General features: G+C 62.5%; 35 protein-coding genes and 2 tRNA genes. 18 read left to right on the forward strand and 19 right to left on the reverse strand.

All coding sequences use genetic code 11. The features are described from left to right. Window positions 1–15: 15 nt before the first annotated feature. The 6 genes from DCM79_RS09455 to DCM79_RS09480 form a co-directional block, all read right to left on the reverse strand. Complete coding sequence (locus DCM79_RS09455) at window positions 16–1056, reverse strand: PrsW family glutamic-type intramembrane protease (protein WP_028136589.1); 1041 nt, start codon at window positions 1054–1056, stop codon at window positions 16–18. 333 nt (window positions 1057–1389) lie between these two features. Further along, complete coding sequence (locus DCM79_RS09460) at window positions 1390–1542, reverse strand: hypothetical protein (RefSeq protein ID WP_257179595.1); 153 nt, start codon at window positions 1540–1542, stop codon at window positions 1390–1392. A gap of 59 nt (window positions 1543–1601) precedes the next feature. Then, a complete protein-coding gene (locus DCM79_RS09465; protein WP_257179596.1) occupies window positions 1602–1874 on the reverse strand; it encodes a hypothetical protein in 273 nt (90 codons plus the stop codon). A gap of 120 nt (window positions 1875–1994) precedes the next feature. After that, window positions 1995–2621 (reverse strand): PilZ domain-containing protein, encoded by a 627-nt coding sequence (locus DCM79_RS09470; RefSeq protein ID WP_257179597.1) that lies wholly within the window; start codon window positions 2619–2621, stop codon window positions 1995–1997. Window positions 2622–2826: 205 nt separating this feature from the next. Beyond that, window positions 2827–3498, reverse strand: a complete 672-nt coding sequence (locus tag DCM79_RS09475) for a hypothetical protein (protein ID WP_257179598.1) — start codon at window positions 3496–3498, stop codon at window positions 2827–2829. A gap of 111 nt (window positions 3499–3609) precedes the next feature. After that, window positions 3610–3684 (reverse strand) — tRNA-Glu (locus DCM79_RS09480). A gap of 226 nt (window positions 3685–3910) precedes the next feature. On the opposite strand from DCM79_RS09480, the gene DCM79_RS09485 reads away from it, so the two are divergent. The 3 genes from DCM79_RS09485 to DCM79_RS09495 are packed head-to-tail and all read left to right on the forward strand — an operon-like array spanning window position 3911 to window position 4644. Continuing rightward, window positions 3911–4165, forward strand: coding sequence for a PilZ domain-containing protein (locus tag DCM79_RS09485; RefSeq protein WP_028136585.1), 255 nt, complete (start codon window positions 3911–3913; stop codon window positions 4163–4165). A gap of 56 nt (window positions 4166–4221) precedes the next feature. Next, window positions 4222–4470, forward strand: a complete 249-nt coding sequence (locus tag DCM79_RS09490; RefSeq protein WP_257179599.1) for a hypothetical protein — start codon at window positions 4222–4224, stop codon at window positions 4468–4470. A 6-nt stretch (window positions 4471–4476) separates the two neighbouring features. Continuing rightward, entirely contained in the window at window positions 4477–4644 is a 168-nt protein-coding gene (locus tag DCM79_RS09495; RefSeq protein WP_063831427.1) for a hypothetical protein, read from the forward strand. Between the two features lie 127 nt (window positions 4645–4771). Here the strand turns inward: DCM79_RS09495 and DCM79_RS09500 are convergent, their stop codons facing one another. Continuing rightward, a complete protein-coding gene (locus tag DCM79_RS09500; protein WP_257179600.1) occupies window positions 4772–5410 on the reverse strand; it encodes a glutathione S-transferase family protein in 639 nt (212 codons plus the stop codon). A 305-nt stretch (window positions 5411–5715) separates the two neighbouring features. Next, window positions 5716–6168, reverse strand: a complete 453-nt coding sequence (locus DCM79_RS09505) for a VOC family protein (protein ID WP_257179601.1) — start codon at window positions 6166–6168, stop codon at window positions 5716–5718. A gap of 258 nt (window positions 6169–6426) precedes the next feature. On the opposite strand from DCM79_RS09505, the gene DCM79_RS09510 reads away from it, so the two are divergent. Both DCM79_RS09510 and DCM79_RS09515 read left to right on the forward strand, forming a co-directional pair. Then, on the forward strand, window positions 6427–7215 hold the full coding sequence (locus DCM79_RS09510) for a hypothetical protein (RefSeq protein ID WP_257179602.1): 789 nt from the start codon (window positions 6427–6429) through the stop codon (window positions 7213–7215). A 163-nt stretch (window positions 7216–7378) separates the two neighbouring features. Continuing rightward, window positions 7379–8170, forward strand: coding sequence for a serine protease (locus tag DCM79_RS09515; protein WP_257179604.1), 792 nt, complete (start codon window positions 7379–7381; stop codon window positions 8168–8170). A gap of 330 nt (window positions 8171–8500) precedes the next feature. On the opposite strand, the gene DCM79_RS09520 is transcribed toward DCM79_RS09515, so the two are convergent. From DCM79_RS09520 to DCM79_RS09530, 3 genes are all read right to left on the reverse strand, one after another. Then, entirely contained in the window at window positions 8501–9160 is a 660-nt protein-coding gene (locus DCM79_RS09520; RefSeq protein WP_257179605.1) for an oxidoreductase, read from the reverse strand. A 513-nt stretch (window positions 9161–9673) separates the two neighbouring features. Next, on the reverse strand, window positions 9674–9826 hold the full coding sequence (locus DCM79_RS09525) for a hypothetical protein (RefSeq protein WP_257179606.1): 153 nt from the start codon (window positions 9824–9826) through the stop codon (window positions 9674–9676). Between the two features lie 245 nt (window positions 9827–10071). Then, window positions 10072–10263 (reverse strand): DUF3072 domain-containing protein, encoded by a 192-nt coding sequence (locus DCM79_RS09530; RefSeq protein ID WP_257179607.1) that lies wholly within the window; start codon window positions 10261–10263, stop codon window positions 10072–10074. Between the two features lie 97 nt (window positions 10264–10360). On the opposite strand from DCM79_RS09530, the gene DCM79_RS09535 reads away from it, so the two are divergent. The 4 genes from DCM79_RS09535 (at window position 10361) to DCM79_RS09550 (ending at window position 11443) form a co-directional block, all read left to right on the forward strand. Beyond that, a complete protein-coding gene (locus DCM79_RS09535; RefSeq protein ID WP_257179608.1) occupies window positions 10361–10594 on the forward strand; it encodes a hypothetical protein in 234 nt (77 codons plus the stop codon). Continuing rightward, window positions 10588–10815, forward strand: coding sequence for a hypothetical protein (locus DCM79_RS09540; protein ID WP_257179609.1), 228 nt, complete (start codon window positions 10588–10590; stop codon window positions 10813–10815). Before DCM79_RS09535 ends, DCM79_RS09540 begins: the two co-directional genes overlap by 7 nt. 72 nt (window positions 10816–10887) lie before the next feature. Further along, the gene (locus DCM79_RS09545) at window positions 10888–11055 is read left to right on the forward strand and encodes a hypothetical protein (RefSeq protein ID WP_257179610.1); all 168 of its coding nucleotides are present in this window, start codon (window positions 10888–10890) and stop codon (window positions 11053–11055) included. Window positions 11056–11065: 10 nt separating this feature from the next. Continuing rightward, on the forward strand, window positions 11066–11443 hold the full coding sequence (locus DCM79_RS09550; protein ID WP_257179611.1) for a hypothetical protein: 378 nt from the start codon (window positions 11066–11068) through the stop codon (window positions 11441–11443). A 60-nt stretch (window positions 11444–11503) separates the two neighbouring features. On the opposite strand, the gene DCM79_RS09555 is transcribed toward DCM79_RS09550, so the two are convergent. Both DCM79_RS09555 and DCM79_RS09560 read right to left on the reverse strand, forming a co-directional pair. Next, window positions 11504–11806, reverse strand: coding sequence for a hypothetical protein (locus DCM79_RS09555; protein WP_257179612.1), 303 nt, complete (start codon window positions 11804–11806; stop codon window positions 11504–11506). Between the two features lie 207 nt (window positions 11807–12013). Continuing rightward, a complete protein-coding gene (locus DCM79_RS09560) occupies window positions 12014–12505 on the reverse strand; it encodes a hypothetical protein (protein WP_257179613.1) in 492 nt (163 codons plus the stop codon). A 351-nt stretch (window positions 12506–12856) separates the two neighbouring features. On the opposite strand from DCM79_RS09560, the gene DCM79_RS09565 reads away from it, so the two are divergent. Then, complete coding sequence (locus tag DCM79_RS09565) at window positions 12857–13153, forward strand: HU family DNA-binding protein (RefSeq protein ID WP_018323108.1); 297 nt, start codon at window positions 12857–12859, stop codon at window positions 13151–13153. A 435-nt stretch (window positions 13154–13588) separates the two neighbouring features. After that, window positions 13589–13726 carry a hypothetical protein gene (locus tag DCM79_RS09570; protein WP_257179616.1) on the forward strand — a complete coding sequence of 46 codons (138 nt, stop codon included), beginning with the start codon at window positions 13589–13591 and terminating at the stop codon, window positions 13724–13726. A gap of 53 nt (window positions 13727–13779) precedes the next feature. Here the strand turns inward: DCM79_RS09570 and DCM79_RS09575 are convergent, their stop codons facing one another. Continuing rightward, window positions 13780–13965, reverse strand: a complete 186-nt coding sequence (locus tag DCM79_RS09575; RefSeq protein WP_257179617.1) for a hypothetical protein — start codon at window positions 13963–13965, stop codon at window positions 13780–13782. A 296-nt stretch (window positions 13966–14261) separates the two neighbouring features. Between DCM79_RS09575 and DCM79_RS09580 the strand changes: the two genes are divergently transcribed. Beyond that, window positions 14262–14459, forward strand: coding sequence for a hypothetical protein (locus DCM79_RS09580; protein ID WP_257179618.1), 198 nt, complete (start codon window positions 14262–14264; stop codon window positions 14457–14459). Between the two features lie 33 nt (window positions 14460–14492). Here the strand turns inward: DCM79_RS09580 and DCM79_RS09585 are convergent, their stop codons facing one another. Both DCM79_RS09585 and DCM79_RS09590 read right to left on the reverse strand, forming a co-directional pair. After that, window positions 14493–14618 (reverse strand): hypothetical protein, encoded by a 126-nt coding sequence (locus DCM79_RS09585; protein ID WP_257179619.1) that lies wholly within the window; start codon window positions 14616–14618, stop codon window positions 14493–14495. Window positions 14619–14698: 80 nt separating this feature from the next. Then, a complete protein-coding gene (locus tag DCM79_RS09590) occupies window positions 14699–15016 on the reverse strand; it encodes a hypothetical protein (protein WP_257179620.1) in 318 nt (105 codons plus the stop codon). A 195-nt stretch (window positions 15017–15211) separates the two neighbouring features. On the opposite strand from DCM79_RS09590, the gene DCM79_RS09595 reads away from it, so the two are divergent. After that, window positions 15212–15499 carry a hypothetical protein gene (locus DCM79_RS09595; protein WP_257179621.1) on the forward strand — a complete coding sequence of 96 codons (288 nt, stop codon included), beginning with the start codon at window positions 15212–15214 and terminating at the stop codon, window positions 15497–15499. A gap of 67 nt (window positions 15500–15566) precedes the next feature. Here DCM79_RS09595 and DCM79_RS09600 read toward each other — a convergent pair whose 3' ends face one another. Continuing rightward, window positions 15567–15731, reverse strand: coding sequence for a hypothetical protein (locus DCM79_RS09600; protein WP_162832225.1), 165 nt, complete (start codon window positions 15729–15731; stop codon window positions 15567–15569). A 241-nt stretch (window positions 15732–15972) separates the two neighbouring features. Here DCM79_RS09600 and DCM79_RS09605 point away from each other — a divergent pair, with 241 nt between their 5' ends. From DCM79_RS09605 to DCM79_RS09620, 4 genes are all read left to right on the forward strand, one after another. Further along, window positions 15973–16734 (forward strand): NAD-dependent protein deacetylase, encoded by a 762-nt coding sequence (locus DCM79_RS09605; RefSeq protein ID WP_257179622.1) that lies wholly within the window; start codon window positions 15973–15975, stop codon window positions 16732–16734. A gap of 198 nt (window positions 16735–16932) precedes the next feature. Next, a complete protein-coding gene (locus tag DCM79_RS09610) occupies window positions 16933–17595 on the forward strand; it encodes a cold-shock protein (protein WP_257179623.1) in 663 nt (220 codons plus the stop codon). A gap of 148 nt (window positions 17596–17743) precedes the next feature. Further along, a complete protein-coding gene (locus DCM79_RS09615; protein ID WP_257179624.1) occupies window positions 17744–18229 on the forward strand; it encodes a DUF192 domain-containing protein in 486 nt (161 codons plus the stop codon). 97 nt (window positions 18230–18326) lie between these two features. After that, a tRNA-Pro gene (locus DCM79_RS09620) sits at window positions 18327–18403 on the forward strand. A 292-nt stretch (window positions 18404–18695) separates the two neighbouring features. Here DCM79_RS09620 and DCM79_RS09625 read toward each other — a convergent pair. Continuing rightward, window positions 18696–18854 (reverse strand): hypothetical protein, encoded by a 159-nt coding sequence (locus DCM79_RS09625; protein WP_257179625.1) that lies wholly within the window; start codon window positions 18852–18854, stop codon window positions 18696–18698. A 334-nt stretch (window positions 18855–19188) separates the two neighbouring features. Here DCM79_RS09625 and DCM79_RS09630 point away from each other — a divergent pair, with 334 nt between their 5' ends. Beyond that, window positions 19189–19383 (forward strand): hypothetical protein, encoded by a 195-nt coding sequence (locus DCM79_RS09630; protein WP_257179626.1) that lies wholly within the window; start codon window positions 19189–19191, stop codon window positions 19381–19383. Between the two features lie 65 nt (window positions 19384–19448). On the opposite strand, the gene DCM79_RS09635 is transcribed toward DCM79_RS09630, so the two are convergent. Continuing rightward, on the reverse strand, window positions 19449–19847 hold the full coding sequence (locus DCM79_RS09635) for a translational machinery protein (protein ID WP_257179627.1): 399 nt from the start codon (window positions 19845–19847) through the stop codon (window positions 19449–19451). Window positions 19848–19879 lie beyond the last annotated feature (32 nt).

A 19879-nucleotide genomic window follows, 5' to 3' on the forward strand; every position in this document is an offset into this window, starting at 1 on the left:
GCGCCATGCGGTGGATCAACCGCTGCCGGACGCCGACGAAAAACCTTCCGCGCTGGTACGGATGCGGTTGCGGCCGAGAATGTAGATCGCGGTGGTGACAACCAGAAGCGCAAGGCCGAGCAGGATCGAGACGAAGCCGATCGGGATCAGGGCCAGCGTCAGGTTGCGCTCGGGATTGATCAGCCAGTGATGGATCGAGGTCAGCACGAAGGCGAGGCCGAGAAAGCCGACGCCGCCGCCGGCGAGCAGCAGCGCCCACATCCGGCGGAGCTGGCTGAGCCGCTCCCGCGCAATATCGGTCCGGGGGGCGTGGTGGCGGGCGACGCGCCGGACCAGGCGGATTGCGAAGGCGATCGAGCCGAAGCCGACCAGCAGGCTGGCCGCGCCCAGCCACATCCGCAGCGTCGGATCGAGATCGGGCATCCTTTGCAGTGTCAGCAGCGGGAAGTCGAACGCCGAATGCAGCGCGAGCGGGCCGGCGAGCATCAGGAGGCGGCTGGACAGGCGCGCCCAGTCGCGATGGTGGCGGTTCGCGCCCAGCGCCGTGCCGGCGCGCGCGATCGTCAGGTAGGCGCCCGCGATGATGCCGAGCGCGCCGTGAAACGGCACGGTCAGCACGCTGCGCAAGGCGGCCAGCGAGCGCCACATGTCGGCGTGCTGGACCAGATAGGCCAGGTTCTCGTAAGCAGCGAAGCCGAGGCCGACCGCAGCGCCATAGACCACGGTGTCCATCGGGTTGGCAAAAGTCCGCCGCTTGGTCGAGGAGATCAGAACGATGGCGATCACCTTGACGGCTTCCTCAGGCAGCGCGACGCCGAAGATCGAATGCATGGCCAGCGCCGCCCAGGGGTCGTCGGGTGCGGCGACCATCTTGGCGAAGGGGGCCCGGGCAAGGCCAAGCAACGAGATGCTGGCCGCGCCCAACAGGAACGCGGTCCAGACCTGAGCGGGCGGGCCGGGTCGCTCCTCAGCGGCGATGACAAGCCACAGCATCAGCAGCGCCGGGGCGATGGCCGCAGTTCCGATGACGGTGGGCAACGCTTCGATCAGGTACATCGGCGCCGAAAATAGGTTCCCTTGATCCGCTAATCTACATTGAGCGATGCGACCATGTGTCATGCGCTCGCGGTCGGCTCACTTAACGCACGGGACAGCTGCCGTTCATCTGCCGCCGCCTGCCGGACTGGAGAATGCAAGCGTAATCAATTGCATCCCAACACCTGTTCGTCAGCCATGGCAACGGCGATGTCTGACGGGATCGGAGCGCGTTGGCAAATCGGATCAAAGATATGCGCGGGTTTCTTTGAGTCGCCGGGCAGCTTGCTCCGGCTGTCGCGGTGGAGCGCCGAAACCACGCTGGTCGATAGATGGGACGGGCCGGCAGGCTCGCTAGTTGCGGTTGGGGTCCCTGCGGGGCGGCGAGCCGGTCCGGTGCGACCGCGCCTGCTCCAGTTCCCAGAAGGCGCGTACGAGGCACGTGCCGAGGCAGAACACGATGAGCATCAGCAGGAAGACTTGGTCGATGGCGGGGATGTGCATCATGACGATTATAAAGCAGCGCCCATGCCATGCGTTCCCGCACCGGCCGGCGCTTTGGCCCGTTAGTGGGTGGTGAACGGCGGCGGCGCTTCGGGGGCGACGTCGAAAGCACCGAGATGGAACTCGCCGCCCGGGGATGTGTCGGGGTCACCCGGCTGCGCCAGCAACGTGAACGCGGCCTGCGGGTAGAGCTTCCAGATCTCGAGATCGCCGGCGGTGATGGTGAGCCAGCCGAACGTGTACATGTAGCGTCCGGGCTCGGTGACCCGGCCGACCCTGTCCCAAGTGATCTTATCAACGGTGATCTTATCAACCGTGGTCTTGTTGACTGCCATCCGGTCCCCCGATCGCGAGTCCGCAAATGACGTCCGGCGTAAGGCACGGACCGTCGAAAGCTGATCCCGCAATGGGGCCGCGATAGGGCAGCGATGCGGAGGCGAGACGGCCGGTCCGCCTCAAGCCGATTGCTGCAGCGGCGAGCGCGCAATGAGGTGGACTACGTCGTCACGCGCCTGCTTTTCTGCGAATTTGACCGCGAAGCCGTTGTCGAATTTGCGGATGACCCGCCCCACGCAGGCGCCGACAGCCAGCGCTGTTCCCACCGGCGGGTCGTACTCGCAGGATATGGCAACGCCGGCCGTGGAGACGTCGATGATGAAGCAGGGATGGGTGCTGCCGTCGGCGAGCGTCAGGAGGCTGTGCGAGATCTGGGGAACGAAGCGCGCATCACGCCGCAGCTCCTGGATGCTGTCGTCCTTCTGCTTCTTCTCCAGCCAGGTCAGCTTTTCCGACATCCAGGCGCGCCGCGCCCGCGTCATGTCGAGCTCCATCAGGAAGCCGGCTTTCAGCGTCGCGCTGATGGTGCACTGGAATTCGCCGAAATCCTGGAAGTAGGACGTGAGCCGCTCGCCGACCTTGCCGACGACAGGCACGTCCACGATCATGCGGAACGGTGAGACGCGCTTGGTGCGGCAGGCGAAAGTGCGCAGCTTGCCCTCGCAATCGTACCAGCGCGGCAGCGAGTAGCTGCCGTTCACGGCGACGTCCACTGCTCGTTGCCTGAGGAACTCTGTGACGGACATGCGCGCCAACCGTGTTTGGGATCGTTCCCGTAATTCCACGGTAGCGGTCAAATTCTAAGTAAATGATACCGGCGCTCAAAAGCGGGGGTAAATTTCCGGTAAACGCACGGGTCGGTCGCGCCGGAAAAAGCGCGGCATAAGGACCCGTTTTGCTCCAGGCTTTCTCACAACCTCGTCATTGCGGGCGCGGCGGTAAAAGCGCTGCCTAGGAAGATCCGAACAGCACCAGCAAGGCCAACGCGCCGACGGCCACGGCGAACTGGATCGTCGTCCAGGTCAGGCTGTCCGGGCTGATCTCCCATCCCAGTTGCGGCAATGCGCGCCGCAATGCGAGCGCCGTGAATGCTTCGACGACGGCGAGCAGGAGGGCGATGCCGGCGAGGAAAGACCAGGAATCCGCTGGCGGCATCCACGGCGCGAGCCAGGCAGGGACGGAGCCCTTCAAGGCGGCCAGCAACGCGAACCATCCGAACCAGAATGCGGAGCGCTTGACGATGTCTGCCCCGATCGTTTCGGGCTCGAGCCGGATACCGATCCTTGCCAGCGCGCTTTCGATGCGCCCGCCGTCGGTCAGGAGGATGAACGCCCCCAAATAGAGCGGGATGCGCGATTGGAAGAGCAGGGCGGCGACACCGAACAGGATGACGTGGCCGACGACATCGCTGAGGAGCTCCCGGGCGATCCGGCCTGGCGGCACCGGCGCGGGCGGCGCGAGATCGGACTGCGGACGCGGTCGGGCGCAGGCCATGTGCGCCAGCATCTTGGCGCGCAGGTCCGATGGATGCCGGCCGGGATGGTGACCCAGCCACGGCGGAAGCTCCGGCGTCATTGCGGACGCGCCGGACGAACCATCAATTTCGGGGAAGTGCTGCGCCATGGGCCAAGACCGGTTCCAACCGACATTGGTCGGTGGCGAGCGGCGGGAAGGTTCATGCGGAAGCAGCGGAAATTGCGGTGGCGGCAGCGATGGCGTTCATCGCCTGCGCACTGGCGCTCCCTAGCGGAATCGAACCGCTCTCTCCACCGTGAAAGGGTGGCGTCCTAACCGATAGACGAAGGGAGCAAACGCAGGGCCCTGCCGTTGTTCCCGGCACGGCCGCTGGCCGGCCGAACAGGGCCCGGCGGCTTGCAGCGGGCGAACGTATAGTGGCCTTTCCGCCTCCGGGCAAGCCGGTCGGGGCCGGTCTTTTGGCCCCGGTGGACAGCGCCGATCCGGGGATTATCGGCGGGCGATTGCAACGGTTTCTTAGGGGGCGCCGGGTAGCGCTGGACGGGGAGATCTCTCGCCGATGCCACCGCCGAAAAAGCGCGCAGCCCGCAAGCTGCTGTCGAAGCACGCCTGGATCACGCTCGACGGCGGCTTCGCCGCGCGGCATTGCCTGGTCCAGGATATCTCGGATTCCGGCGCCAAGATCACCTTGGACGAGGACGCCAGCCAGCTCCCGGGCGTGATCCGGCTCGCCTTCGCACGCGATTCGCGCACCGGGCGGAGCTGCCAGGTGGTCTGGCGCCGCGGCAAATCGGCCGGCATCAAGTTCATCTGATCGCGGGCGGAGGCGCCCCGATGGCGCGCAGCCCCGGTCCGGGCTAGAACGCCGCCATGCGCACCAAGCTCTTGATCCTGATCCCGCTGCTCGTCACGTCCGCCGCCGCGGCGGAGGCGCTGCGCCTGCCGCCTGCCGAGCGGCCCCAGGCGGGCGCGACCACCGCACCGCTGAAGAGCGCGGCCGGCAAGGCTCGAGCAGGCTCCTGCGCCTCCTATGGCCCGAGCTTCGTCATGGTCGAGGGCACCGGGACCTGCGTGAAGATCGAGGGCTCGAGCCGCATCGACACCACGGTCAGGCGCTAAAGGCCGATGTCGCCGGATCTCATCCGCCTCGACCTCATCGTTCCCGTCGTGATGTACTGCGCGCTGCTGTGGTGGGTCGGCCGCGGCCTGAGCTGGACGGCGCGGCTGGCGACCGCGGCGGTGACCCTGGTGCTGATCGTCTGCGTGCTGCTGGTCGAGCGCGGCTGGCGCTAGGCCGAAAGCAAAAAATGCGAAAACAACCCCATGCACAGTAGCCGTCAAGTGCCGAGGTGACGGCGGAGGCTTGCGCCGAAACGCGGATTCATCGTGTTTTCGCCGTAGCTTACGCCGCGCCGCCGGCTCACGACATCGGCGGTGCGACATGCTGTGCGAATCCGGGCCGTTTGCCGAGCTCGGCGAGCCAGCGCGTCAGATGCGGCTGCGCCGGCCGGCTGATGCCCTCGACCCCGAGCCAGCGCCGCGCATAGGAGCCGATCGCGATGTCGGCGAGCGTGAAGGCATCGCCCTCCATGAACCGGCGCGAGGAGAGCAGGCGGTCGGCAATCGCCCAGACCTCGGCGGCGGTATCCGCATCTCGCTGCACCTGGATCATGTCGCGCTCGGCGGGCGCCGTGCGCACGATGCCCCAGAACACCGGGCGGTCGACCGGCTGCACCGTCGACAGCGTCCAGTCGAGCCAGCGGTCGATCGAGGCGCGCTGCTTCGGCGCCTCGGGATAGATCGGCGTGCCGCGTCCATGGGCGAGGCAGAGGTAGCGCATGATCGAATTGGATTCCCACAGCACGAAGTCGCCCTCGACCAGCGTCGGGATCCGCGCGTTGGGGTTCATCGCCAGATACTCGGCCTCGCGCGTCCGGCCGTAGCTCATGCCGGCATCGATGCGCTCATAGGGCAGATTGAGCTCGGTCAGGCACCACAGCACCTTCTGCACGTTGACCGAATTGGCGCGGCCCCAGATCGTCAGCTTGGTGTCAGGCATGAAGCGTCTCCCGCGGCATTGTTGCTTGCCGCGGGTGATAGCGGAATTCGCCGCCTCGAGCGATGCGCGATTGCATCGCGCCCCTCATGCAAAAAGCTCCGCACGCGGCGGAGCTTTCATTGCAAGGTTCAACCTGGCAAAGTTCAACCTGACGGTCAGCGGCCGAAGAACAGCCACAGCAGAATGATCACCGGGATCGGCACGCCAAGCATCCACAACAACAGCCCTCTCGCCATCGTATCCTCCTCCAATTGCATCACTGGAGGGTGAACGCGGCTCGCGAGCGCTTGTTCCCGTGCGCAAACCTACCAATGACCGGTGTTGGGCATCGAGGCCCACGGCTCCTGCGGCGGCTTCGGATCGCCCTTCTGCAACAGCTCGATCGAGTGCAGGTCCGGCGAGCGGACGAAGGCCATGTTGCCGTCGCGCGGCGGACGGTTGATGGTGACGCCGGCTTTCATCAGCTTGTCGCAAGTGGCGTAGATGTCGTCGACCTCATAGGCGAGATGGCCGAAGAAGCGATCCTCGCCGTAGGTCTCCTCGTCCCAATTCCAGGTGAGCTCGACCAGCGGCGCGCCGCGCGTCGGCGGCTGCTTCTTCAACGCCTCGAGATCGTCCGCCGAGCACAGGAACACCAGCGTGAACCGCCCCTTGTCGTTCTCGATCCGCCGTACCTCCTTCAGCCCGAAAGCATCGACATAGAACTTCAGCGCGACATCGAGATTGCGCACGCGCAGCATGGTGTGGAGGTATCGCATGGTTGTTGCTCCCTGGAACGGACGGAGGGTTTTTGTCTTGGGCCCGGACGGCGGGGAGAGATAGCAGGAAACGGGCAGGAGGGGCAGGGGGCAGGTGTCTGCAATCCGACCATATAACTTCTTGTGTTGAGGTATGGCGCCCCCACATTCTCCGGTTGAGGTACTTCGATTGGAGGGGCTATGTTTGAAAGTGGGATGGATCGACTTAGAGACGTTGTGCTGTTTGTTGCCGGCCTAGTCGCATTGGGCGCGCTAATCATGGCGGCATTCGAAGGCTTCAATCAGCGAATACCTTCTGCGATTTTTCTTGGCACGCTGGGCGTGGTCTGCACCTTCATGGTCTACATGCCAAAGCTTGAGGTCTTCAAGGTGTGGGGTGTGGAGGCCCGCCTGAACCGGACTTTGGACCGCGCAGAGGAGATACTAGGCAAACTTCAGCATCTGTCCGTTATAAGTGCCAAGGCCACATACATGACGTTTGCTTGGTCGAATAGATTTGGTTCGCCTGGCGCGAAAGCTAAACAGGCCATTCTCGACGATGTGGATCGGCAGCTAGATGAGTTAAAGGTTACACCAACGGAAAGGGCTGAGATCGTCCGGCCCTATATGACTCTGATTGGCTGGGACTTCTTCCAGCTCTACGTCACCACGGTCGAAAACTACATGCAGGCAAAGTACTCAGATGTGACTCATAAACTGAATATTGAGGCAGAGAGTGCTGAGGCCAGAGCTACCATCGACCGCTGGGCGCCTTTGATCGCTGCTTGGCGTACACGATGGCGTGTCGATGGGCTCTATCAACAGATGTTGCAAACAAGCTTTGCTGAGTTCTTGAACCAAGCGGTCCCGCCCGAGGGCCTTCTCGACAAGAACGAGATGGAAAGGGTTAACAAGTATCGAGCAGAGATCTTGGCGCTCTATAACGAGTGCTTGGCCAAAGGCGGCTATACCGATCGAGCTGCCCAATATTACGACAACTACAATCCCGAGTTCGGCGGTGATAAAAAGAAGATCAAGGAACTCTTCGGCTACGAGATGAAATATTGACCCAACCGATCGTATCCAACGGTGATGTCCTGTGGGCCAGCTCTGTCGCGATCAAGCGATGGCGGGATGTGCAATTGGGCGACGATACGCACAGGCGAGCCGGGTTTCCATGCGCATACTGAGCTTCCTTTTTACTACGGTGATGTTTTGCGGGAGCCCCACAATGGCTGACGTTGTCGGTGTTACCTCTAATGTTCTTAAGAGGGTCGTTCGGATCGAAGTGAACGGGGGGTCGGGAACGGCCTTCACTCTAGACGTTGATGGCCATCATTACCTGATCACAGCCAAGCACGTGATAGCGAGCGTGAAAGGGCCCGAAGGTTCGATACAGGTCTGCGTAGATGGGGGAAAATGCGTTGACACGCCGGTCACCGTGCTGCGCTGCTCTGATCCCGTAGACATAGCCGTGTTGGTGCCGAAAAGAGTACTCACGGTGACAATTGCGCTACCCGCTGACTCGGCAGGGATGGTCTTGGGTCAAGACGTTTACTTCGTGGGCTATCCCTACGCGGACCCTCTGCTTAACACTATCACCCCAGCTTTGGAGAACATCGGGTTCGTCCGCAAGGCAGTGTGGTCCGCGCAAACCCGCAAGGATGAAGCGATAACAATGTATTTTGACGGACGAAACAATAGCGGATTCTCTGGATCTCCAATTGTGTTCCTCGAACAGGGAAAACCCGGCTACGACTTTAAAGTTGCAGGTGTCGTTTCCGGGTACCGAACAGATTATACGGAAGTCGTAACGCCAACGCCGATCCTAGAAAAGGACGTGACCGACGAAGACCGCGCCCTTGATCGCATAAAGAGGGGCACTGATGGAAAGCTCTATAAGCTCGTTCCAACCGGTAAATGGGTGCCTGGCAATACTGGTATCGTTATCGGGTACGACATCAAACACGCAGTTGAACTCATCCGCAAGACCGAGCAGAAAGGACCTGAAGCAAAGCGATAACCGTCATCCGTTTTCATCCGTTGGCAGTTGCGTTGACAGCAATGTCACCGTAATCCTTAAGGGCGGTGGGGTGCGGGGATAGCGCCCAAGGCCGGCCGTTCGATAAAGACCGAGCAAGGCAGGCGGGGCTTGCTATCCGGCTTCCCGGCTGATGAAGCCCGTAGGATGGGTCGAGCTCTTGCGAAACCCATGGCCTTTGTTGCGTGGTAGCGCCGCGCTTTGATCGTGGGCCGTTGCAGTTTCATTCCGGACGGGGCTTCTTCACCGTTGGAGAGCGGCGATCGAGAAGCGATGGGTTTCGCAAGGGCTCAACCCATCCTACGCACGGCATCACGATCGAAGCAGCGCCGCCATCTCTTTCCAATGATAGATTCGCACCTTCTCCGTTTGATGCCGCGCGGCTTTGGCGATGGCGTGCGCGATGTCGTTTCCGGCGAGCCCGCGATAGCGGTCGGCCGGGCCGACGAGCAGCGGATTGAGCACGCCCCAGATCGCGATGATGAGGCGTTCGCGTGGGCGGTCCTCGTCGCGCGCGCCGAGGATCATCGACGGGCGGAAAATGTGCGTGTGCTCGAAATCGAGCGCGAGAATGTCGCGCTCCACCTCGCCCTTGGTCCTGAGATAGAACATGCCGGACCCGGCGTTGGCGCCGACGGCCGTGACCACAAACACCGACCGCGCGCCGTTCGCCTTGGCAATCTCGGCCGCCAACACCGGATAATCATGATCGATCTTGTAGTACTCGGCCTCGTCAGGCGTGTGCTTTCGTGTCGTCCCCAGCGCGATGAAGATCTCGTCCGCAACCAATTGCGGCTTGAGCGCGGGCAGGGAAGCGAGATCGCCGATCAGCACCGTGAGCTTCGGATGGTTCACCGCCAGCGGCCTGCGGGCCACCGCGACAACCCGCGAATAGTCGGGACTGTCCATGAGGTCGCGCAGCAAATGCGAGCCGATGAAGCCGGTTGCGCCGAAGACAAGTGCGGTCTTCATTCAAGACACCGTTTTGCGTTGATTGCCTGATCGCTTAGTGAAAATTGGGGGAGTGAGGGTTGCCGTCGAAGAACGCGCGTGAGCTCGCAGGATGAGTAGAGCACTTGCGAGACCATCATGTTTCGTCACGCAACAAGGCAATCGATGGGTTCGCTTCGCTCTACCCATCCTACGAGCTTGGCTTGGTAGCAGTAAAGCCACGCAGAACGCCTAGGCCGAGCCGAAGTACTCTAATCGTCAGTCATAATCAGAACGCGAACCAGGCCAGCACCGCGATGACCGGGAGAATGGCCACGCCGAAAAGCACCAGCGGTGCAGGTTCGTTGCCCGTGCGGTCGCTCATGATAGCCTCCTAAAGGACAGCCCCGCAGCGGCGGCGCCACGGGGCTGTCAGTGCCGACACACAGGGGGAGAATGCCGGCACTGCTTAATCGGTGAATTCGGATTGGCCGGACTTGTTCCTAAGCGCGCTGAGCCGAGATCCGAGGGACGCTCCGATGCAAAAGGCCGCGATCACCCTGGCTCGTCTTCGTCGTCACCGTTCTCGAGCTGCGCCCGATATTCCTGCGCAGCTTTCAACAGAGCTTCTCTGATTTCGCCGTCTGCCGTCTGGGCGGCGAGAGCTTCCGCGCGGTCGGCCTGGTGTTGCAGGGATTCCTTGGTCATGGCTGGCCAACTCGGCCGGCAGCTCACCAGTTCCTAACGCCGCCTTCTCGACACCCTTCGCGATGATCTCGACTTCGAAACAGCCCATCTCGCGGAGCTCGGCGGCCTTCTTCTCGGCCGCTTCCCTGGTGTCGCGTTTCAAGATGATCTGGCCCGCTCCGTCGCGGGCACAAACGAAATAAGGCATTTTCGATTCCCAATTTCGTTTGCATACACACGGCACCGCATTCCCGCAATTCCCGCGCCTATTCGTCCAGCCCGGCCTTTTGCCGCATCTTGTCGATCAGCTCCGAGGCCTCGGCCTTGGTCAGCTCGTCCTCGGGCGGGCTCTCGTGCGCCTGCTCGGCGAGGGTCTTGAGGTAGGATTCCTGGGCTCCGGTCATCGGGTCATCTCCGGAAACCCAGTCCTTCGGTTCCTTCCGGGTGTTGTCGGCCATCACGCATCTCCTTTTCCGTCTCCGTACAACGTCGGACTCGACTCTGCGTTCCGCTTTTGTTCTTATGGGCCAGCTCCAAAATTCGCGAGGCGGAACAATGCCGGACCTGGACTATGTCAGGCGGGAGATCGAACGGATGCGTATCCAGATGGGAAGGCACAGGAGGGAGATCCTCCAGCTGCAGCGGGCCGGCATCGGCACGGCCTCGGCCGAAGCGCTGCTGTCGCGGATGGAAGCGAAGGTCGAGAGTCTTTGCGCGCAGCGGGACGCGCTGAAGGCGGCGGAGCCGCGCGCGGCCAAGGGCAGGGTGCTCGGCGGGAGGACATGGTGAGCAGGCGATGGTTCGACGACGAGAGAGAGCTGTCGCCATTCCTGGCCGCGCTCGAGGACGTTCGCCGACGGGCAACGCGGGAAGGGTGGTGCTATGCCCACGTCCAGGCCATCATCGTGGCGATCGACCAGTATGCGGAAGCCGCGACCGGCAACCGCGAGTATTTCCTCAACAAGCCGGTCTCGATTGGTGACAGCCGGAAGGCCGGGGACGTTCCGTAAGAAGATCGTGGGCAGCGGATAAATTTAACCCGCCGTCGCCGAACCCCGGTTCCGCCGGCGCGACCAATTCTTATGCTGCAAGCCCTGCTCAGTGCGATCGTGGAAATTCTCCTGTCCTTCACATGGAGCGCTGTCATCAGGTTCTTCGGCCTGGAAAATGCCGTCGAGATCGCGACGGCTGTCCTCGGCCTCGCCTGTATCGTGATCGGCTCTGCAGTGCTGCTGCTGGGGCACGGATGAGGAGAGCTTCGTGAAGACGATCACGCTGCTTGCGGTGGCGGCCATGTTGCTGCTGGAGGCGTTCGGCCCGAGGTCGAGCGTCGGCGGCTCGATGAGCTTCATGCTGGTCTTTGTCGTCGTGACGCTGGCGGTCGCGATCTACGAGGCGTGGTCGAACGAGCGCGGCGTGATGGGATGGATCGTCAATCTCTTCGCATCAATCGTGGGCGGCCTGACGGCGGTTGCTCTCATCGGAATGGGCATGGAGGCCGTGCTGCCTTACCTTCACCTCGAAGGCTCGTTCGCCTCGTGGCAACATCCCCTGAAGTACGTCCTCGTTGCGATCATCGCGATCTTGATGGTGCTGGGATCGTGGCTCCCCCTCCGGGTCCTGAATCGGCTCCGCTGATAACACCCTCAGAGGCCCCTGGGACGACAGCCGAGGCAGCCATCCCCGACGCCTGCAGCTCTAGGCCGCGATCCGTTGTTCGACCGGGGCCGTCAGCAGCTTGAGCGCTTGCGCATGTTGCAGGTCGGGGACCGCGATCGCCGTGTGGCTGTAGGCCGCGTGGCTCCCTGACCTTACGATCCCATAGAGGATCTCGCTGCCCTTGATGACATGGAGGCCCATGCCCTCGTCGGCGGGGAAGATTGCCAGGACCACGTCATAGGCCGCGATGACGGCCTTGAGCGCTTCGGCCTTGTCCTCGGCGAGCTCGACAAAGACACGAACATCGGCCGCGAGTTCACGCAGCTCGTCAAAATCAAGCACTGTGGGATACTCCAACGCAACAAGACTGAATGGAGCTTGGCCGCGTTAGGTTACTGAAGCGTCAACAACGCGCGCCCGGCCACAAGTTTCACGACGAGGTGACGTCAGGCTCCAAAGCGCGACGCGACGAGAAATGAATCGCCGTTGCGCTTCGCGTTCAAGCATGATCGTTCCGGACCACCACTGCGCAATTTTTCGGATCATGCTTCAGCGCTTGGCGTCCACCTTGCGCAGCCGGGCCTCCGCGGCCTCGTCCACGAGGCTCAAGGCGAGGCCGTCATAGCTCAGCTTGAGCCCGCGGCCGACGATCCAGGTCCATCCGTCGCGGTCCTTGATGGCTTGCGCGTTGAACTGGTCGGAGATCGATTTGACCGCAGCATCCTGCGGCCCCGGATTGTTCACCGTCGCATTGACGCGCCAGATCGGGCGGCTGGGATCAGCCTCGTCGTTGTCAACCGTGACCTTGGCGCCGTTGATATCGCATTCGAGGGTAGAGGAGTTGCGACCCTGACGGCAGAGATAATGGCGTCGACTGACGAGCTTGCTGGTCTCCTCGGATGTCATTCCGGGCGAGAAGCCGAAGATGTCGGACTTCTTCACGACGGCGAGGGACGCAGGTTTCAGGAAGCTCGGCTGGAGGGCGACGAGGGCGGCGACGGCCACGACGATCAAACCTGCGATGACGATAGCGACCTTCATGAGCCCCCCGCGAGAAACCCTCAAGCCATTATAGCAGCCGGGGACGTTCTGCCAGACGCGCAAAGCGAAAACCCCGCCTGGGGGAAGCGGGGCTCTCTGGTGGGGTGAAGCTTGGGGACTTCAATGATAAGACGCGCCAGGGACAAAATGGTTCAAAACGAAAGTGGCAGGCCTGCGCCAGCTTGCACAGGAAGTCGGGAACCCCGCGGAGCGGCAGCTTGCGTTTTCGGCTTCGATGGGTTCTAAGCCCGTCACTTCATGACCTCAGGCATGAAATCAGCCAGCGCGCCCCCCGCGCTTCAGGCCGCGTCCACAGCAAAAATTGCTCGCGCGCACAAAAGGAATTCAGAGATGGCGAAGATGACGAAAACCCAATTGATTGATGCGATTGCCGAGGGCACGCAGCTCTCGAAGAACGACGTGAAGTCGGTGATCGAGTACATGGCCACCGTCGGCTACAAGGAGCTCAACGAGTCCGGCGAGTTCGTCATTCCCGGCTTCGTGAAGATGTCGGTCGTCAACAAGCCGGCGACCGAAGCCCGCATGGGCGTCAATCCCTTCACCAAGGAGCCGATGCAGTTTGCGGCCAAGCCCGCAAGCAAGTCGGTCAAGGCCTCGCCGCTCAAGGTGGCCAAGGACGCCGTCTAGGGCGCTGGCGACATCGTTGCGGCGCGCTCTCTCGCAGGACGGCGCAGCGATCAGGGGCTGAAGACAAAGGTGATGCTCGGCGTCGGCGATGCCGAACATCACCACGACGATCAGGACAAACAAGAAAACCCCGCGCTTTCGCACGGGGCTCTTCCGACTGACGACGTTGGGATTTCAGCGCCTGGCCGTCAGCCGTAGCTCAAACTTAAAGTTGAAAATCCAAAAAGCAACAGCGCCGCGGGTGACGGAATATGTTCGTTCACCGCGGCGCTGCCATATAACTGGGCGCTGAAATCCCCAGCTTTCATGGGTCCGCGCTGCGCGGAAAAGGTTCAAAGCGACGTGCCCGGGAAAATCGCGCCAGGGGGGGCTGGACTCTTTGTTCCCTCTTTGTTCTAATGCGCCTCCTCTAGATCGACCGCAAGGAGGTGACTCATGACCGTCGAAAAGCAGCGCGAAGTGATCAGGCTCTGGAACGAGCTCAGGAGGCTCGAGGGGCCGGCCGCAGAAGAGCTCCGCATTCAGATCCTGGAATGCTTCTCGGAGAAGGACAAAGCGAAGCGGGCGGCCTGATCTGGCGCAGAAGCCGGCGCGCGGAAACGACGTGCAGGAACGAAGCTGTGCCGTCAGCGTTCGGCCTGCATGACATGCCCGCGATGCGCCCAGCCGATGACGGCGATCTCCGCCAACAGCTTTCGATGTGAGCCATGCCGCGAGATCGTCATCATGTTTGCGGCCGTCTCGAAATTCTTGCCGCCGAAGATCGTGCCGGGGAGTCTTGCGGCAGACGACGTTGCGGCGCGCGCTTTCATCGATCGTTAGGAATCGCGTCGCGCTGATTTTTCCGACTCCGATTCGTTCTTTGAGAACGAAAAGGACTCGAAGCTGGAACAAAGACGGTCGGCAAGCAGCGCTGTCGTAACTGTGCTTCGCATGAGGGACAGCAGACCGTCGCGATGGCACCGCAAATTCCTAAGGATCCTTTGCGCGGAAGCCGATAACCCTATTCGGTTAGGTTAAAAGCCCAATCGCGTTGCGCTTGTCGCCGCATCGGGTAGGTGTCTGGCAAAGACAAGCAAGAAACACCTTTGCAGCAAGCAATTTTGTCATGACACCTTTTTCACAGCCTTCCTTTTACCAGGGCGACCGCCACACCTACCTGCGCGTCGCCATCGTCGGCACGCTGTTCTGTCTCGCATTCGTGGTGGTCAGCTTTTCGCTGCGGCCGCAGGTCGAGGACACGCGCGCTGCAGTCAAGGCCGACCGACTGGTGCGCACGGCGGGCCAGCCGGCGCATGCCAACTGAAACGGCGGGCGCCAGAAAAAGTGGCGCACCCAATTAGCGCTCGTCGCTGTAGCTGCAATTGTCGGCCGGCGCGTGCGGGCATGCGCTGCCGCGCGAGGCGAGCGCCAGGAAGCCGGCATAGCCGGACAAGTTGAGCACCACTTCGAGCCATGCGGGCATGTCGGCCTCTTCCGTTCTGCGTGAAGAGAGTTCAACGTCCGCGCGCAATCCCGGTTCCCTGCTCCTGCCGAATAGCATGCTCACACCGGAGAGGAGGGATCGAGGCGGCGGCCGAGGGTCGCAACGGATTCGCTCGACGGCTGCTCTTTCAGGAACTCGGCGATGGCCCGCGCCAGCTCGCGGTCACTCATCGGCGTCGGCGGCGGATGCAGCGCGCCGTTACCGAAGTTGCGCACGATCTCGTCGTAATGCCGATCGTCGGAACTGGGAACCAATTTACGGATACGGGCCAGCAAAGCTGATAGGGGCAAGTCTTCCTCCTCGGTCGTCCGCCCCGCTGGCAGCCATTGGCGTGTGCTGCCATCTGTTCCCGTTAAACTGAAAAACCCCGCCGGCATCGGGAGATGCCGACGGGGTCTTCGTGCTGCCGCCTCAACCGGATGGCGGAGGCTCCCGCACTTGGAGAGACAATGCGCGCCTGGCGGTTTCGTTCCGGCGCCCTCTGCTTTTTGTTTGCAGCTGTGGTTCCACACCTGCGCGCAACTATCGCAGGCGCGCGTCGTTAATCCCGGCAAGACGCGAAGGAGGAGAGCATGAAGAAGACATTGGCAGTTCTGGCCACCGTCGCAGCCGTCGGTGTGACCGCGGTTGCAGCCCCTGCGCCGGCCGAGGCACGCGGGCGCGGCATCGGCCCGGGCCTGGCATTCGGCCTCGCCGCCGGCGCGATCACCGCGGGCGCAGTCGCAGCATCCCCGTACGGCTATTACGGCCCGCGCTACGGCTATTATGACGGCCCCGCCTATTATTACGGGCCTGGCCCCTACGGCTATTACGGCGGCGGACCGTACCACCGGCACCATCACCACTGGCGCCATTGGTAACACCCGACAAGCGAAAAGCCCGGAGCGATGCTCCGGGCTTTTTTCATGCGCAATGATCAGAGGCGCGTTACGGCCAAAGCGAGGGCCGTTCGACTTTGCGGGCATTCTCCAGCGTCGACACGAAATACTCCTCGCGCTCGCGCTTGAATTTTTCCTGCGTGGCACGGAAGGCGGCGACACGGGCGGCGATCTCGTCGCGCTCACGGGCTTTGCGTTCTTCGTCTTCGGTCATGGCCATCCCCTCGGGTTACTATTGAACTCAAGCACTGCCGCCGCACCAGCTTGAGTCGCAATCACACATCCATTGATGCTCCCGAATGGGGCGTCAATGGGGAGGCGGCATTGCAGGATTGTGATATGCGAAGGCCGGAAAAAATTGCCGAGTGCATCGCGTTGGCGCTTGATAAGAGCGTCAGTGATCTTGCCGCTTGCGCAGTGAGCTGCCAGGGCAAAAACGAATCGGGAGGCCGCGATTGATTGCATCGGATCTTCAAAGCGGCGTCGAACGGCTGGGTGACATGATCGCCGAGGCAAAGGTGATCGTGCCGTTCACCGGCGCCGGCATCTCGACCGAATGCGGCATTCCTGATTTTCGCTCGCCGGGCGGAATTTGGACGCGATACCGTCCGATCGAGTTCGGCGAATTCGTCGCAAGCCAGTCGGCTCGCGACGAATCCTGGCGGCGCCGTTTCGCGATGGAGGAGGTGTTCGCGGCGGCGAAGCCCGGCCGTGGCCATCGCGCGCTGGCCTCGCTCTATCGCGCCGGCAAGGTTCCCGCCGTCATCACCCAGAACATCGACAATCTGCACCAGGCCTCCGGCTTCGCCGGCGAGCACGTGATTGAACTTCACGGCAACACCACTTATGCGCGCTGCATCGGATGCGGACAGGCCTATCCGCTCGATTGGGTGAAGCGTCGCTTCGACGAGGCCGGCGCCGCGCCCAACTGCACCGCCTGCGACGAGCCGGTGAAGACCGCCACGATCTCTTTCGGCCAGATGATGCCCGAGGATGAGATGCAGCGCGCGACCGCGCTGTCGCAAGCCTGCGACCTCTTCATCGCGATCGGTTCCTCGCTCGTGGTCTGGCCGGCGGCGGGCTTTCCGATGATGGCGAGGAACGCCGGTGCACGCCTGGTGATCATCAATCGCGAGCCGACCGAGCAGGACGACATCGCCGATCTCGTCATCCGTCACGACATCGGCGAAGCGCTCGGGCCCTTTGTCGGCAATTGAGGCATCAATTTGATTCGCGGCTGTGCAAGCTGTTCATAGGTTCCGGCGAATCTCTTTTTTGTCTATGCCTCGCAACCGGGAGTGTTATCTTTTGAGTCGAAAGATTCGCGTCGCGTCCAATTGAGAACATTCTCTTAAGACGCGTGATTCGAGCGCCGCCGGTGTGGCGGGTTGCATGGCAGCGTGGGGTCCGGGGTTATGGGGTCGTCGGACGGATTTGAGTCCAAGAAGCTCGGGGTTCCCGGGCAGGGAGCATCGTCCGGGCGGGTCACGCCGGGCGAACACGGAGGTGCCGGCCGCGACAGCGTCCTCAATCCCTTCAGCGGGTTGGGTGAGGCCAGCGCCAACCTCGTCGAAGTCCACGGCGTCATCAAATGGTTCGACGCCTCCAAGGGCTACGGCTTCATCGTTCCCGACAATGGCTGGCCGGACGTGCTCCTGCACGTTACCGTGCTTAGGCGCGACGGTTTCCAGACCGCCTATGAGGGCGCCCGCATCGTCGTCGAGTGCATTCAGCGTGCCAAGGGTTACCAGGCGTTCCGTGTCGTCTCGATGGACGAATCGACCGCGATCCATCCGGCGCAGATGCTGCCGCCGCGCACCCATGTCACGGTCACTCCGACCAGCGGGCTGGAACGGGCCCAGGTCAAATGGTTCAACCGGCTGCGCGGCTTCGGCTTCCTGACCTGCGGCGAGGGTACGCCCGACATCTTCGTGCATATGGAGACACTGCGCCGCTTCGGCATGACCGAGCTCCGGCCCGGCCAGTATGTGCTGGTCCGCTTCGGGCCCGGCTCCAAGGGCATGATGGCGGCCGAGATCCATCCCGAGACCGGATCGCCGGGATTGCAGTCGCACTGAGCACGGCGAGACGTGCCGACCGGATCCGTTCGAGCCTTCAGGTCCCGCAATCGTGAGCAGAGGCGCGCCGGCAGGCCGGCGCGCCTCTGGCTTTTCCGGCGACCGCCGCTTAAGGACTGACTCCAGTCCCACGCCTCGAGTGTCCCCCATGAATCCTGATCGAAAGGCCGTCTGGTCCGCTCTGAAGGGCTGGCTTGCCGCCATCCTCGTCGCCGCCGGCTGTGTCATCGCCAGCGCGCCCGCCGGCGCCGCCAGCTTCCAGCCGCTGGAGATCGTCACCAGGAACGGCGTGCAGGTCTTCTCGGTGGAGATGGCAACGACGGCGGAAGAGAAAGAGACCGGCCTGATGTACCGCAAGGAGCTGGCGGACGGCAAAGGCATGCTGTTCGACTTCAATCCCGAGCAGGAGATCTCGATGTGGATGAAGAACACCTATGTCTCGCTCGACATGATCTTCATCAGCGCCAACGGGCGCATCCTGCGCATCGCCGAGAACACCGAGCCGCTGTCGACCAAGATCATCTCGTCCCGGGGGCCGGCCCGGGCCGTGCTTGAGGTGGTGGCGGGAACGGTGCAGAAATACGGCATCCGCGTCGGCGACCGCGTCGGTCACCCGCTGTTCGGCAGCAAATAGGGCGGGCAGGCGAGGGGCATGGGCGGCTTGCTGGCGCCAGTTTGTAAGCTTGCTGGCGCCTTTGGAAGCGTGTATCGACGGGGCTTAGCCGGACATTCGGGGTATAGCGCAGCCTGGTAGCGCGGCAGTTTTGGGTACTGCAGGTCGTTGGTTCGAATCCAGCTGCCCCGACCAGTCCCGAGGTTGAAATCCCTTTCATTTTCCTTGCAATTCTGGCTCCGCCTCAGGCGGGACAGACCTACACCGCGCAAGGCGGGCTGCAAGCCAACGGCCAGGCGGCATCAGGCGCCGGCGTCGAGCGAAGCCGGTGAGAATGACCAAGACGTCATCGAACCTTGCTGGCGTCGCCATAGACATATCGGTGTTGGGGATTTCAGCGCCCAACGTCTAAACGCAACGCCGCCAAGCGATGATATTCCGCTTGCGCGGCGTTGCGCTTTTCAGACGGCTTGTCAGATCCGGCCGGTCAGCCCGCGGCGTACCAGCCGGCGGGAAACGGCACGAAGGGCCAGATCGTCTGGTTGTCGTTGGCGGCTTTCGGTGGTTTCAGGGTAGCCGTCTCCGCGGCCGGCGCAGACCACGCCCAGCGCAGCACGACGCGCAAGCATGCATATTCCAAATTCATCGTGGTCGTCCCCGCCCGTCAATGATCTTCAAACATCCAACCCGTTACAAAGTTCGACGTCAGTTCAAAAATGCACCTGCGCGTAAGCCTGCGCTCGTTCTCAAATCACGTGCAATTCTAGAAGAGCCGGCTGCAGCATTCAACCGACGGCGCAGCTTCATCCCAAGAAGTAAGGTTGATCGGTTAGGTTAAAGCCGAGCGATTGTTGCGGCCGTTGTTCGGGCTGCTATCAGATCGGACCCGGCTCGCGATGTGCTGCCCTCCATTCGTGCGATACCGATCACGGCTCGTCGCGGCGCGCATCAGGTGAGTTCTGCGTCAGCGAGTTCTGCCCATGTCCTTCGATCGCAACCTCAAGACCGCCGGTCCGCAGTCGGGCTGGAACGAGATCTGGCACCTGTGGACCGTGATCGTGCCCCGCCGCTCGATCAATGGGCAGCTCGTGTACGGCAAGGTCTGGCGCCGCCATGACGGCCGCGATTGGATCTACAAGAAATTCACCGAGTTCGACAGCGAGGAAGCGGCCTGAAGCGCGATGAGCCGGGATTGACCGCTCATCACGCCCAGGATTCGTGCTGAGGCCCGAGTGGCAGCCTATCCCTGTGCCTGTACGCGCGGCAGCGGCAGTTTGAAGTGACGTTTCGCATAGGCGACGATTTCGGCGTCCGAGGGATGATCGGCCGCTTCCACCGCGGCAATCCGCTTGGCGAGATCGGGAGCGTTCGTGCGGAGGTAGCTTGCGAACTCCGTCTTGGCGCTGGCCGGACCGATAATGAGGATCTCGCCGGCATCGGCGATGGCCTTGCTCACTTCGGTGTAGAACACCTTGTCAGGAGCGGCATGGCCGCTGCCGACCACGTTGGCCTTGTGATGGAGGTGACGCGTCGCCAGGTGCGGATGCAGCGTGACTTCGTCGGAGCCGCTCAGGCCGAGATGGAAGATCCTGGCTTGCGAATGGTCGATCCATACCACGGCGTGAAAATGAGAGGGCATGTGCTTTTGGCCTTGTCCGAGGGGAGGCCGCC

The organism is Bradyrhizobium sp. WBOS07, assembly GCF_024585165.1.
Lineage (GTDB): Bacteria > Pseudomonadota > Alphaproteobacteria > Rhizobiales > Xanthobacteraceae > Bradyrhizobium > Bradyrhizobium japonicum_B.

Coding starts and splice junctions, on each gene's coding strand:
- DCM79_RS09580 (WP_257179618.1), top strand. CDS start 14,262: ATGACACCTTTTTCACAGCCTTCCTTTTACCAGGGCGACCGCCACACC.
- DCM79_RS09530 (WP_257179607.1), bottom strand. CDS start 10,263: ATGGCCGACAACACCCGGAAGGAACCGAAGGACTGGGTTTCCGGAGAT.
- DCM79_RS09490 (WP_257179599.1), top strand. CDS start 4,222: ATGCGCACCAAGCTCTTGATCCTGATCCCGCTGCTCGTCACGTCCGCC.
- DCM79_RS09525 (WP_257179606.1), bottom strand. CDS start 9,826: ATGACCAAGGAATCCCTGCAACACCAGGCCGACCGCGCGGAAGCTCTC.
- DCM79_RS09455 (WP_028136589.1), bottom strand. CDS start 1,056: ATGTACCTGATCGAAGCGTTGCCCACCGTCATCGGAACTGCGGCCATC.
- DCM79_RS09510 (WP_257179602.1), top strand. CDS start 6,427: ATGGCGGCATTCGAAGGCTTCAATCAGCGAATACCTTCTGCGATTTTT.
- DCM79_RS09565 (WP_018323108.1), top strand. CDS start 12,857: ATGGCGAAGATGACGAAAACCCAATTGATTGATGCGATTGCCGAGGGC.
- DCM79_RS09520 (WP_257179605.1), bottom strand. CDS start 9,160: ATGAAGACCGCACTTGTCTTCGGCGCAACCGGCTTCATCGGCTCGCAT.
- DCM79_RS09595 (WP_257179621.1), top strand. CDS start 15,212: ATGAAGAAGACATTGGCAGTTCTGGCCACCGTCGCAGCCGTCGGTGTG.
- DCM79_RS09575 (WP_257179617.1), bottom strand. CDS start 13,965: ATGAAAGCGCGCGCCGCAACGTCGTCTGCCGCAAGACTCCCCGGCACG.
- DCM79_RS09560 (WP_257179613.1), bottom strand. CDS start 12,505: ATGAAGGTCGCTATCGTCATCGCAGGTTTGATCGTCGTGGCCGTCGCC.
- DCM79_RS09590 (WP_257179620.1), bottom strand. CDS start 15,016: ATGCCGGCGGGGTTTTTCAGTTTAACGGGAACAGATGGCAGCACACGC.
- DCM79_RS09585 (WP_257179619.1), bottom strand. CDS start 14,618: ATGCCCGCATGGCTCGAAGTGGTGCTCAACTTGTCCGGCTATGCCGGC.
- DCM79_RS09615 (WP_257179624.1), top strand. CDS start 17,744: ATGAATCCTGATCGAAAGGCCGTCTGGTCCGCTCTGAAGGGCTGGCTT.
- DCM79_RS09515 (WP_257179604.1), top strand. CDS start 7,379: ATGGCTGACGTTGTCGGTGTTACCTCTAATGTTCTTAAGAGGGTCGTT.
- DCM79_RS09500 (WP_257179600.1), bottom strand. CDS start 5,410: ATGCCTGACACCAAGCTGACGATCTGGGGCCGCGCCAATTCGGTCAAC.
- DCM79_RS09495 (WP_063831427.1), top strand. CDS start 4,477: ATGTCGCCGGATCTCATCCGCCTCGACCTCATCGTTCCCGTCGTGATG.
- DCM79_RS09535 (WP_257179608.1), top strand. CDS start 10,361: ATGCCGGACCTGGACTATGTCAGGCGGGAGATCGAACGGATGCGTATC.
- DCM79_RS09545 (WP_257179610.1), top strand. CDS start 10,888: ATGCTGCAAGCCCTGCTCAGTGCGATCGTGGAAATTCTCCTGTCCTTC.
- DCM79_RS09460 (WP_257179595.1), bottom strand. CDS start 1,542: ATGATGCACATCCCCGCCATCGACCAAGTCTTCCTGCTGATGCTCATC.
- DCM79_RS09540 (WP_257179609.1), top strand. CDS start 10,588: ATGGTGAGCAGGCGATGGTTCGACGACGAGAGAGAGCTGTCGCCATTC.
- DCM79_RS09625 (WP_257179625.1), bottom strand. CDS start 18,854: ATGAATTTGGAATATGCATGCTTGCGCGTCGTGCTGCGCTGGGCGTGG.
- DCM79_RS09485 (WP_028136585.1), top strand. CDS start 3,911: ATGCCACCGCCGAAAAAGCGCGCAGCCCGCAAGCTGCTGTCGAAGCAC.
- DCM79_RS09470 (WP_257179597.1), bottom strand. CDS start 2,621: ATGTCCGTCACAGAGTTCCTCAGGCAACGAGCAGTGGACGTCGCCGTG.
- DCM79_RS09610 (WP_257179623.1), top strand. CDS start 16,933: ATGGGGTCGTCGGACGGATTTGAGTCCAAGAAGCTCGGGGTTCCCGGG.
- DCM79_RS09475 (WP_257179598.1), bottom strand. CDS start 3,498: ATGGCGCAGCACTTCCCCGAAATTGATGGTTCGTCCGGCGCGTCCGCA.
- DCM79_RS09465 (WP_257179596.1), bottom strand. CDS start 1,874: ATGGCAGTCAACAAGACCACGGTTGATAAGATCACCGTTGATAAGATC.
- DCM79_RS09505 (WP_257179601.1), bottom strand. CDS start 6,168: ATGCGATACCTCCACACCATGCTGCGCGTGCGCAATCTCGATGTCGCG.
- DCM79_RS09630 (WP_257179626.1), top strand. CDS start 19,189: ATGTCCTTCGATCGCAACCTCAAGACCGCCGGTCCGCAGTCGGGCTGG.
- DCM79_RS09635 (WP_257179627.1), bottom strand. CDS start 19,847: ATGCCCTCTCATTTTCACGCCGTGGTATGGATCGACCATTCGCAAGCC.
- DCM79_RS09570 (WP_257179616.1), top strand. CDS start 13,589: ATGACCGTCGAAAAGCAGCGCGAAGTGATCAGGCTCTGGAACGAGCTC.
- DCM79_RS09600 (WP_162832225.1), bottom strand. CDS start 15,731: ATGACCGAAGACGAAGAACGCAAAGCCCGTGAGCGCGACGAGATCGCC.